Origin of the sequence: Micromonospora trifolii (assembly GCF_050516465.1) — a bacterium.
GTDB classification, from domain to species: domain Bacteria; phylum Actinomycetota; class Actinomycetes; order Mycobacteriales; family Micromonosporaceae; genus Micromonospora; species Micromonospora trifolii.
Genome location: NZ_CP191526.1, coordinates 5,710,161 through 5,720,894, shown reverse-complemented (window position 1 = coordinate 5,720,894; position 10,734 = coordinate 5,710,161). Strand labels below are relative to the sequence as shown.

Genomic DNA, 10,734 nt, shown 5'->3' with positions numbered 1-10,734 from the left:
ATGGTAGGTAAAGTCCTGTCGTCCGCGCAGCCTCCGATCCCCCTCGATATGGAGACCAGTCGATGACTACCGGGCTGGCACGCGTCACCATCAGCGCGCCGCAACGACGGGTGGACGTCGCCCTGCCGGAGCAGGTGCCCCTGGCTGAGCTGCTGCCCGACGTGCTCCGGCACGCCGGTGTCGGGCTGGCCGACGACGGCGAGCAGCACGGCGGTTGGGTGCTCCGCCGCACCGACGGGGCGCTGCTGGTGACCGCGCAGGCGCTGTTACCGCAGGGGGTCCGCGACGGTGAGGTGCTGCACCTCGTGCCGGCGCGCGCGCACTGGCCCGAGTTGGAGTACGACGACGTCATCGAGGCGATCGCCGACGGTGCTCGCCGCCGCGGCGGCGCCTGGTCGCCCACCGCCACCCGGGCAGCCGGTCTGGCCGGTGCCGCCGTACCGCTCGCGGTCGGACTGCTCGCGCTGCTCGCCGGTGGCCCGGCGCACCGGGCCGGCTGGCTGGCGGCCGCCGCGGTGGCGCTGGTGCTCACCGTGGCCGGCACTGTGGCCTCGCGCGCCAACGGCGACGGCGCCGCCGGGGCGACGCTCGGCGGCTACGCGCTGCCCTACGCGTTCACGGCCGGGGCCCTGGCCGTCGGCTCCGGCGACCCGGTCGGGCCGATCGGACCGGCCCGCTGGGTGGGCGCTCCCGAACTGCTGGCCGGCTCGGTCGCGCTGCTGCTGGTGGCGTTGATCGGCCTCCTCGGGGTGGCCAGTCTGCTGCGGGTCTTCGTGGCCGGTGTCACGGTCGGTCTGATCGGCGCGGGGGCCGCGCTCGGTGGGCTGCTGATGACCACGGCCGGTACGGCGGCGGTGCTGCTCAGCGCACTGGTCTTCGCCGTCGGCGTGATCCCGCTGCTGGCCATCCGGCTGGGCAAGCTGCCGCTGCCGCCGATCACCCTGCCGGCCGCCACCTCCGCGGAGGAGCCGGAGCGGGCCCGGGATCTGCCGGACCGGGGCCGGGTGCTCGCCGCGGTGATCCGCACCGAGGAGATGCTCACCGGGATGCTGATCGGCCACGCGCTGCTGGTGGTGGCCACCGCGGTCGTACTCGTGGTCGCCGGTGGCACGGCCGGTCGGGTGCTGGTGGCGGTCACCTCGGCCGTGCTGCTGCTGCGGTCGCGGCTGTTCGTGGCGCTGCGACACCGGGTGCCGACGGTGCTCGCCGGGCTGGCCGGCTACGCGGCGCTGGGTGCGGTGCTGGTCGGTCGGGCCGATGAGACCGGGCACTTGGTGCTGGTCCTGGGCGGGGCGGCGCTGGCCCTGGTGGCGGTCGCCAGCGGCACCGGGTACGCCCGCCGGCCGGTCTCGCCGTACCTCGGGAGGATCGCGGACCTCACCGACACGGCCCTGGTGGTCGCCGTGGTGCCGATCGCCTGCGCGGTCCTCGACCTGTACGACCGGGCCCGAGGGTTGCTCGGTTGAGCGACCCTCGGGCCCGGTGCGTCAGCGGTCGTCAGTGGGCGGATTCGCCGCGCGCCTCGGCGTCCCTGGCCCGCTGGTAGGAGGCGTGGATCTCGGCCTCGGCCTCGGTGCGGCCGACCCAGGTCGCGCCCTCCACCGACTTGCCGGGCTCCAGGTCCTTGTACACCTCGAAGAAGTGCTGGATCTCCAGGCGGTCGAACTCGCCCAGGTGGTGGATGTCGCGCAGGTGCTCCTGGCGGGGGTCCTCGTAGGGCACGCAGAGGACCTTGTCGTCCCCGCCCTTCTCGTCGGTCATCCGGAACATGCCGATGGTGCGGCAGCGGATCAGGCAACCCGGGAAGGTCGGCTCGGGGACCAGCACGAGGGCGTCCAGCGGATCGCCGTCCTCGCCCAGGGTGCCCTCGATGAACCCGTAGTCGGCCGGGTACTGGGTGGAGGTGAAGAGGGTGCGGTCCAACCGGATCCGGCCGGTCTTGTGGTCCACCTCGTACTTGTTCCGGTGACCTTTGGGGATCTCAACCGTCACGTCGAAATCCATCTGCACGCTCCCTCGTCTGCCCACGCTGGCTAACGGAACCACTGGCGGCCCTCCGGACAGGTGAATGCCCACCCGCCGACTCCGGCCGCCGCATAGTCTTCGGACCGAAGTAGTGTCACCCAAGCCGATTTTCGCTGGGGGAGGAGGGGGTCGTGGGGAGGGAAGATTCACACTACCGCCCGGACGGGGGCTCCGCGCACGGTACCGGACGATCCGGCTCCGGCAGTGCCAAGGGGCGGGTCCCGGTGCCGGAGGCGCACCTCCCACGGGCTCCCGAAGCACCGAGCCCGGCACCGGAGACGGTGCCCGAGCGACCCCGGCCGCTGCCCTGGCGCCCGCCGACCGGGTCGGCTTCGCCCGCTCCGAACACCGGTCACTTCCCGGTAGCCGGCGGTGAGCAACCGGTGAGCGGCCCGCCGCGCGGCAGTGCCACGGTCCCGGTCAGCCCTGCGCCGCTCAGCCCGTCGTTCGGTCCCGGGCCGACCGGCCCCGGCGGGGTCCCACCGGTGGGCCCGCCGATCTCCGCGTTGCCGGCACCCGCCGATGCCGCACCCGCACCCGCACCCGCCGCGCCGCGCCGCCGGAGGCGGCTGCCGGTGGTACTGGCCGCCGTGCTCCTGCTGGTGCTCGCCAGCGTCGGCGTCGTGATCACCCGTCCCGGTCCGGTCGCCGGGTGGCTGGGCGACGACGCCGGGTCCGGGCCGAACGCGGTCGGCGTAACTCCGGAACCCGCCCCGTCGGACGTGCTGGGCGGCCCGGATTCGAACGCCCCGGTGCCCACCCCGGACGGGGTTCGTGCCGTGCTCGATCCACTGGTCGGCGTCGCCGCCCTGGGCGACCGGGTGAACGTCTCGGTCGCCGACGTGATCACCGGTCAGACGCTGTTCGACAAGGGGGCGGACGACGGCACCGTGCCCGCCTCGGTGACGAAGCTGGCGACCGCGGTGACCGTGCTGGCGGCCCGGGGGCCCGGCTACCGGATTCCCACTCGTGTGGTGGCCGGCGCGAAGGCCGGCGAGGTGGTGATCGTCGGGGGCGGCGACCCGACCCTCGCGATCAACAAGAAGGGCTACTACCCGGGTGCGGCGCGCCTCGACGACCTGGCCGCCCAGGTGCGTACCGCGCTCGGCGGCACACCCCCGACCAGCATCGTCGTTGACGGCTCGGTCTACTCCGGCCCGGTCTACGGCCCTGGCTGGGACGACGACATCCCCACCGGTGGCTCGGGCGGCGCGGTGACCGCGTTGATGACCGACGGCGCCCGTACCGACCCGGGCGTCGAGCACGGGTCCGCCCCGCGGTTCGCCGAGCCGGACCTGGCCGCCGGCAAGGCGTTCGCCCGGTTGCTCGGGGTGCCGACCGAAGCCGTGAAGCGTGGCACTGCCCCGCCTCAGGCGGCGGCCGGTGCCAGCCCGGCACCGGGTACCGAGCTGGGCGTGGTGCAGTCTCCGCCGATGATCCGGCTGGTCGACGTCATGATCAGCGAGAGCGACAACCTGGTGGCCGAGGCGCTCGCCCGGCAGGTCGCGTTGGCCCGCGGTCAGCCCGCCTCGTTCGACGGTGGCGCCGCCGCCATGGACGCCGAGGTGGCGGAGCTGGGCCTGCCCGCCGAGGAGATCAGCGTCTCCGACGGCAGCGGCCTGTCCCGTCTCAACCGGATCAGCCCGTCGCTGCTGACCGACCTGGTTCGGTTGGCCGCCAGTCCGGACCACCCGGAGTTGGCCGGCGTCTTCGGTGGCCTGCCGGTGGGCGGTTGGTCCGGGACTCTGAACGAGCGCTACCGCACCGCCGCCGGCACCGCAGCTGGCGCGGGCAGCGTCCGGGCCAAGACCGGCACCCTGACCGGCGTGCACTCCATCGCGGGCCTGGTCACCACCGCCGATGGTCGGCTGTTGACCTTCGCAGTGCTCACCGACAAGGTGCCGGGTGACCGGGACACCGCCCAGCCCGCACTGGACCGGATCGCCGCCGCGCTGGCCGGTTGCGGCTGCGGCTGACCGTCGCCGGTTCGGGGTGACGCCGTCGCCATCGGTGTCGATCGAGGGCGCGAGCCCGGGCCGGGGTGTCGCGGCGCGGGTACGGTGGGTCCATGGCGCAGTTCGTGGACTGGGATCTGGCCGCCGCCACGGCGGGAGCATTGAGCAAGTCTGGCCCTCGCGTGTCGTACGCCGAAGCCACCGACGTGGTCGGCGACCTGCGTCGGCTGACCGACGAGGCGGCCGGGCACGTGGCCGACTACACGGGGTTGCGGGCACAGGTGTCGCATCCGCCGGTGCGGGTGGTCGATCGCCGCGACTGGGCCGCGACCAACATCGCCGGTCTCCGCGAGGTGATCACTCCGCTGGTGAGTCGGCTCTCCGGCGACAAGCAACCGGGCGCGTTGACCGAGGCGATCGGGTCTCGGCTGACCGGGGTGCAGGCCGGGACGGTGCTGGCCTACCTCTCCGGCCGGGTGCTCGGCCAGTACGAGGTCTTCTCGGCTGACCCGGGCCAGCTGCTGCTGGTCGCACCGAACATCGTCGAGGTGGAGCGCAAGCTCGGCGCCGACCCTCGGGATTTCCGGCTCTGGGTGTGTCTGCACGAGGTCACCCACCGCACCCAGTTCACGGCCGTGCCGTGGATGCGGGCCTATTTCCTCAGCGAGGTGCAGGCGTTCGTCGACGCCTCGTCCAGCGGAAGTGAGCACCTGGTCGAGCGGTTGCGGCGCGGGGTGGCCACGTTGTCCGAGGCGGTCCGTGACCCGGAGAGCCGCACCAGCGTGCTGGACATCGTGCAGACCCCGGCACAGCGGGCCGTACTGGACCGGCTCACCGCGTTGATGACCCTGCTGGAGGGGCACGCCGAGTTCGTGATGGACGGCGTCGGCCCGCAGGTGATCCCCAGCGTGGAGCGGATCCGGGCGTCGTTCAACCGACGCCGCGAGGCGGGCAACCCTCTGGAGAAGGCAATCCGCCGACTGCTCGGGGTGGACGTCAAGATGCGCCAGTACGCCGAGGGGCGCAAGTTCGTGCACGGGGTGGTGGAACGCGTCGGCATGGACGGGTTCAACTCGATCTTCAACTCGCCGCTGACCCTGCCGCGACTGTCGGAGTTGGGTGACCCGGACGCCTGGGTCGCCCGGGTGCACGGCCCGGCCGGCACCATCCCGGCCGCTGGCTGACCACCCGCCGGTGGCCGCGCTCGCTCCACCGGTGGCCGCGATCCGGGTGGCGGTCCGCCGCGCCCTGACCGGTCTGCCGTCCGGCGGTCCGGTGCTGGTGGCCTGCTCCGGTGGCGCCGACTCGCTCGCGCTCGCGGCGGCCACCGTCTTCGTGGCGCCTCGGCTGGGCCGCGCCGCGGCGCTCGTCACCGTCGACCACGGCTTGCAGGACGGCTCCGCTGAGCGCGCCGAGGCGGTGGCCACCTGGGGGCGGGGGGTCGGTTTCGGGTCGGCGACGGTGGTCCGGGTGGAGGTGGCCGGGCGTCCCGGCGGGCCGGAAGCGGCCGCCCGCGAGGCCCGCTACCAGGCGCTGACCGAGGCGGCCCGGCAGCAGAACGCCGTCGCGGTGCTCACCGGGCACACCCGTGACGACCAGGCGGAGACGGTGCTGCTCGCGCTCGCCCGGGGCGCCGGCCCACGAGGGCTGGCCGGGATGCCCGCCCGGCGTGATCTGGGCGGGGTGCCGCTGCTGCGGCCGCTGTTGGAGATCGGTCGGGAGCAGACGCGCGCCGCCTGCGCGGTGCTCGGGCTGAGCCCGTGGCAGGACCCGCACAACACCGACCCGTCGTACGCCCGGTCGAGGGTGCGCGCCGACCTGCTGCCGGCGCTGGTGCGGGCGCTCGGGCCGGGCGTGGTGGACAACCTCGCGCGTACCGCCCGGCTGGTGGCCGCCGACAACGCCGCGCTCGACGAGTTGGCGGGGACGGCGCTGGCGGCGGCCCGGTGCCCCGACGGCGGGCTGTCCGTGTCGGCGCTGCTCGGCCTGGTCCCCGCTGTACGCGGCCGGGTGCTGCACTCCTGGGCCCGCGAGCTGGGCGCCCTGCCCGGTGCCCTGTCGCACCGGCACGTCGCCGCCCTGGACGCCCTGGTCACCGATTGGCGCGGTCAGGGCCCGGCCGACCTGCCGGGCGGTGTCCGGGTGCTCCGCCGCGACGGCCGGCTGGCATCGGTGCGCCCCACCTGACCTGACCGGCCTCCTTTGCTCTGCTTCAACCCGCGCAACACCGCGAGCCGCCGGGTGTTTCCTGGAGGTGGTGGTGCTCGGCCGGCCGGTCTCAGCTGCTGTGCGCCCGGTCCCGGAAGGTGGTCCGGTAGCTGTGCGGGGTGGCGCCGACCCGACGGCTGAAGTGATGGCGCAGCGCGGCCGCGTCGCTGAAGCCGGACTGGTCGGCGACCGCCTCCACGCTCAACGGGGTTTCCTCCAGCAGTCGCCGGGCGAGCAGCACCCGCTGGTTGGTGAGCCAGTCGTGTGGGGTGGTGCCGGTCTCGGCGCGGAACCGGCGGGCGAACGTTCGGGGCGCCATGCCGGCGCGGGCGGCCAACTCCTCCACGGTGATCGTCCGGTCCAGGTGACCCATCAGCCACTCCAGCACCGGTTCGAGGGTGGGTGCCTCGGGCGCCTTCGGGATGGGCGCCTCGACGTACTGGGACTGACCGCCGTCGCGGTGCGGCGGGACCACCATCCGCCGGGCCAGCCGGGTCGCGGTGGCCGAGCCGTGCTCCTGGCGGATCAGGTGCAGGCAGGCGTCGATGCCGGCCGCCGTGCCGGCGCTGGTGAGCAGCCGACCGTCCTGGACGTAGAGCGAGTTGCAGCGCACCCGGGCGCGCGGGTGCCGGCGTTGCAACTCGTCCACGTACCGCCAGTGGGTCGTGCACTCGCGGTCGTCGAGCAGCCCGGCCTCACCGAGCAGGAAGGCCCCGGAACAGACGCTGAACAGGTGCGCGCCGCGGGCGTCGGCCCGGCGTAGCGCGTCGAGCACCGGGCCGGGGACGGTGGTGCCCTGGCTGTGCGCGGGGATCGCCACCAGGTCGGCCTCGTCGACCGGGCCGAGGTCGGCGTGTGGGGTGAGGTGGAACCCGGACGAGGTACGCACGGGCTCGCCGTCCGGGCTGCACACCTGGAAGCGGTAGGCCGGAAAACCGTCGGCTGTCCGGTCGGTGCCGAACACCTCGGCGAGTACGCCGAGCTCGAAGGGAGCGACCTGGTCGAGGGCGAGGACGGCAACGGACCGCAGCATGTGACGAGGGTAACCCGACAGGTGGCAGTAAATCGATGACCAATGGCATTCCTGCCACTGTCCGGTTGCTTCATCACGTCGCAGACTGGTCTCAGTCCGGTGCGCACCGGCGGCGAAACCGACAGCAATCATGCGAAAGCGAGCGCCGCCATGGAGTTCCTGCTCTTCCTCCTGTTCCTCGTCCTGCTCGTCGCCGCCTCGGCGGCCGGCCTCACCGTCGACAGCCACGATTCGGCCGACTGGAAGCCGAGCGACGATGGCCGTCGCTGGCGGTCACGTACCAACTGATGCGATTAGCGTTATTTGCGCAGAAAATCATTGGCGGGACCGCGCCAAAAGGTGCGGCCCCGCCGACGGAGGCCATCCGACGTACGGCAGGCTAGGAGTCATGGCTGACGGCTCCTGGTACGACGCCGACATCGACCACGTGATCATCTCCGAGGCGCAGATCCGCGAGAAGACGGCGGAGCTGGCCAAGCAGGTCTCCGCCGACTACGCCCACGTGGGTGACGGACTGCTGCTGGTGTGCGTACTCAAGGGCGCGGTGATGTTCATGGCGGACTTCGCCCGGGCGCTGGGCCGCAACGGCCCGCCGGCGGAGCTCGACTTCATGGCCATCTCGTCCTACGGCCAGGGCACCACCTCCTCCGGGGTGGTCCGCATCCTCAAGGATCTGGATCGGGACATCGCCGGTCGGCACGTGGTCGTCGTCGAGGACATCGTCGACTCCGGGCTCACGCTCTCCTGGCTGCTGCGCTACCTCGAGTCGCGCTCGGCGGCGAGCGTCGAGGTGGTCGCCCTGTTCCGCAAGCCGGACGCGGTGAAGGTGCCGGTCGGAGTGAAGTACGTCGGCTTCGACATCCCCACCGAGTTCGTGGTCGGCTACGGCCTCGACTTCGCTGAGCGCTACCGGGAGCTGCCGTACGTCGGGGTGCTCAAGCCCGAGGTCTACGCCCGCTCCTGACGCCGGCCGACGCGTCGGACCGGCCCGCCGGTCGACATGAGCCCGACTTGCATCGGCATCCATCAAGCCGACGTTCAGCGCGCTCTCAGCTGATGCGGTTACCGTGTAGCACGGTGGCCCGGAGGTTTCTCCGCGCTCGACCCTCTCGATCGCGTGACCGGGCGCTCGGGTGGCCGAGCCGGACTCCCCGCCACGCCGGCTTCCACCCGGACTCGCCGTACGTTGGCTGCGGGGCTGGTGGGCCTGCCCACGGTGCGTGTCGTCGATGTCGAAGGCGTGCAGAGTGCGGGGGCTCGCAGGTTCGCTGCTGGCGTACACGGTCTTTTGATGGTGCACGACTGCGGGGCTCGCAAGCTCACTCCTCGCGTACACGGTGTACCGTCGAATGACCGCGGCGCGGTAGTTTTCGCGCCTCGGGGTCGAGGCCGGCCCGCACGGCGGCTCCGGCCGCCGCTCAACGCGGCGACACCATCAGACGGTCAGGACGTCGATCAGGAGGATGCGGGCGCCCCGGCGCTCGACAACAGTATGGAACGTACGCGTTTCTTCCGCCGACCGGTGGTCTGGATCATCCTGGTCATCCTCGGCGCCGTTGTGCTCAGTCAGCTGTTCACCAGTGGTCCCAGCTACCACCGCGTGGACACTTCCGTTGCGCTCGATCAACTGCACACCGCCAAGATCAACAAGGTGGTCTTCCAGGACAAGGAGCAGACGCTCCAGCTGGACCTGGCCCAGAAGACCAAGTTCGGTAAGACCGAGACCAACAAGATCGAGGCCCAGTTCCCGTACCAGGCTGGCGACCAGATCTGGAACGAGGTGTTGGACGCCAAGGCGAACAACCGGGTCACCGGCCCGGCCGACGCCAAGGTCTCCTCGGACAGCATCTGGGTGAGCCTGCTGGTCAACCTGCTGCCGATCGCGCTGCTCGTGCTCCTGCTGCTGTTCTTCATGTCGCAGATGCAGGGCGGCGGCTCCCGGGTGCTCAACTTCGGCAAGTCCAAGGCCAAGATGATCACCAAGGACACTCCGAAGACGACCTTCGCGGACGTCGCGGGTGCCGAGGAGGCCGTCGAAGAGCTGTACGAGATCAAGGACTTCCTCCAGAACCCGGCCAAGTACCAGGCCCTGGGCGCCAAGATCCCGAAGGGCGTGCTGCTGTTCGGCCCGCCCGGCACCGGCAAGACGCTGCTGGCCCGCGCGGTCGCCGGCGAGGCCGGGGTGCCCTTCTACTCCATCTCCGGCTCCGACTTCGTGGAGATGTTCGTCGGCGTCGGCGCCAGCCGGGTCCGTGACCTGTTCGAGCAGGCCAAGACGAACGCCCCGGCGATCGTCTTCGTCGACGAGATCGACGCCGTCGGCCGGCACCGTGGCGCCGGCATGGGCGGCGGCCACGACGAGCGGGAGCAGACGCTCAACCAGCTGCTCGTCGAGATGGACGGCTTCGACACCAAGGGCGGGGTCATCCTGATCGCGGCCACCAACCGGCCGGACATCCTCGACCCGGCGCTGCTGCGCCCGGGCCGGTTCGACCGGCAGATCCCGGTGGACGCCCCCGACATGGAGGGCCGCAAGGCCATCCTGCGGGTGCACGCCAAGGGCAAGCCGTTCACGCCTGACGTCGACCTCGACGCGGTGGCCCGTCGCACGCCGGGCTTCAGCGGTGCCGACCTCGCCAACGTGATCAACGAGTCGGCCCTGCTCACCGCTCGCAAGGAGCAGCGGGCGATCACCAACGACTCGCTGGAAGAGTCGATCGACCGGGTGGTCGCCGGTCCGCAGCGGCGGACCCGCGTCATGAGCGACAACGAAAAGAAGATCACCGCGTACCACGAGGGTGGCCACGCGCTGGTCGCCTGGGCGCTGCCGCACGCCGCGCCGGTGCACAAGGTGACGATCCTGTCCCGTGGCCGCTCGCTGGGCCACACCCTGGTGCTCCCGACCGAAGACAAGTACACCCAGACCCGCGCCGAAATGATCGACACTCTGGCGTACGCGCTGGGCGGTCGCGCCGCTGAGGAACTCGTCTTCCACGAGCCGACCACCGGCGCCGGCAACGACATCGAGAAGGCCACCCAACTGGCCCGCGCGATGATCACCCAGTACGGCATGAGCTCCAAGCTCGGCGCGATCAAGTACGGCACCAGTGGGGACGAGCCGTTCCTCGGCCGCAACATGGGCCACGAACGGGACTACTCGGACTCGGTGGCCGCCGAGATCGACGGCGAGATGCGGGCACTGGTCGAGCTGGCGCACGACGAGGCCTGGGAGATCCTGGTGGAATACCGGGACGTCCTGGACAACATCGTGCTCGAGCTGATGGAGAAGGAAACCCTCTCCACGGCCGACATGGCGCGGATCTGCTCCCGGGTGGTCAAGCGCCCGCCGCTGGCGCCGTACAACGGCTTCGGCAAGCGCCAGCCCTCCACTGAGCCGCCCGTGCTCACCCCTTCGGAGAAGGACAAGCTCAAGGCGCAGGCCCAGGCTGACGGCGCGCAGGCGTCGGTCGGCGGCGTGGCGCCGTCCAACAACTCGGACGGCACGCACTGAGC

9 protein-coding genes are annotated in these 10,734 nt (G+C 72.0%); 7 read left to right on the top strand and 2 right to left on the bottom strand.

Annotated elements, in window-relative coordinates:
- The first annotated feature begins 62 nt into the window (after positions 1-62).
- On the top strand, positions 63-1,466 hold the full coding sequence (gene eccD / locus ACQRWP_RS26635; RefSeq protein ID WP_430498610.1) for a type VII secretion integral membrane protein EccD: 1,404 nt from the start codon (positions 63-65) through the stop codon (positions 1,464-1,466).
- A 31-nt stretch (positions 1,467-1,497) separates the two neighbouring features.
- Here the strand turns inward: eccD and ACQRWP_RS26630 are convergent, their stop codons facing one another.
- Positions 1,498-2,004 carry an inorganic diphosphatase gene (locus ACQRWP_RS26630; protein ID WP_109816465.1) on the bottom strand — a complete coding sequence of 169 codons (507 nt, stop codon included), beginning with the start codon at positions 2,002-2,004 and terminating at the stop codon, positions 1,498-1,500.
- Between the two features lie 527 nt (positions 2,005-2,531).
- Between ACQRWP_RS26630 and dacB the strand changes: the two genes are divergently transcribed.
- The 3 genes from dacB (at position 2,532) to tilS (ending at position 6,167) form a co-directional block, all read left to right on the top strand.
- Entirely contained in the window at positions 2,532-4,001 is a 1,470-nt protein-coding gene (gene dacB, locus ACQRWP_RS26625) for a D-alanyl-D-alanine carboxypeptidase/D-alanyl-D-alanine endopeptidase (protein WP_430503298.1), read from the top strand.
- Positions 4,002-4,093: 92 nt separating this feature from the next.
- On the top strand, positions 4,094-5,164 hold the full coding sequence (locus ACQRWP_RS26620; protein ID WP_238682311.1) for a zinc-dependent metalloprotease: 1,071 nt from the start codon (positions 4,094-4,096) through the stop codon (positions 5,162-5,164).
- Positions 5,165-5,174: 10 nt separating this feature from the next.
- Positions 5,175-6,167 carry a tRNA lysidine(34) synthetase TilS gene (gene tilS, locus ACQRWP_RS26615; RefSeq protein ID WP_430498607.1) on the top strand — a complete coding sequence of 331 codons (993 nt, stop codon included), beginning with the start codon at positions 5,175-5,177 and terminating at the stop codon, positions 6,165-6,167.
- 91 nt (positions 6,168-6,258) lie between these two features.
- On the opposite strand, the gene ACQRWP_RS26610 is transcribed toward tilS, so the two are convergent.
- Positions 6,259-7,221, bottom strand: a complete 963-nt coding sequence (locus ACQRWP_RS26610) for a GlxA family transcriptional regulator (RefSeq protein WP_430498605.1) — start codon at positions 7,219-7,221, stop codon at positions 6,259-6,261.
- Positions 7,222-7,263: 42 nt separating this feature from the next.
- On the opposite strand from ACQRWP_RS26610, the gene ACQRWP_RS26605 reads away from it, so the two are divergent.
- From ACQRWP_RS26605 to ftsH, 3 genes are all read left to right on the top strand, one after another.
- Positions 7,264-7,509, top strand: coding sequence for a hypothetical protein (locus ACQRWP_RS26605; RefSeq protein ID WP_430503405.1), 246 nt, complete (start codon positions 7,264-7,266; stop codon positions 7,507-7,509).
- A gap of 100 nt (positions 7,510-7,609) precedes the next feature.
- Entirely contained in the window at positions 7,610-8,185 is a 576-nt protein-coding gene (gene hpt / locus ACQRWP_RS26600; RefSeq protein WP_354969094.1) for a hypoxanthine phosphoribosyltransferase, read from the top strand.
- Between the two features lie 528 nt (positions 8,186-8,713).
- Positions 8,714-10,732, top strand: a complete 2,019-nt coding sequence (gene ftsH, locus ACQRWP_RS26595; RefSeq protein WP_396791119.1) for an ATP-dependent zinc metalloprotease FtsH — start codon at positions 8,714-8,716, stop codon at positions 10,730-10,732.
- The last annotated feature ends 2 nt before the right edge of the window (positions 10,733-10,734 follow it).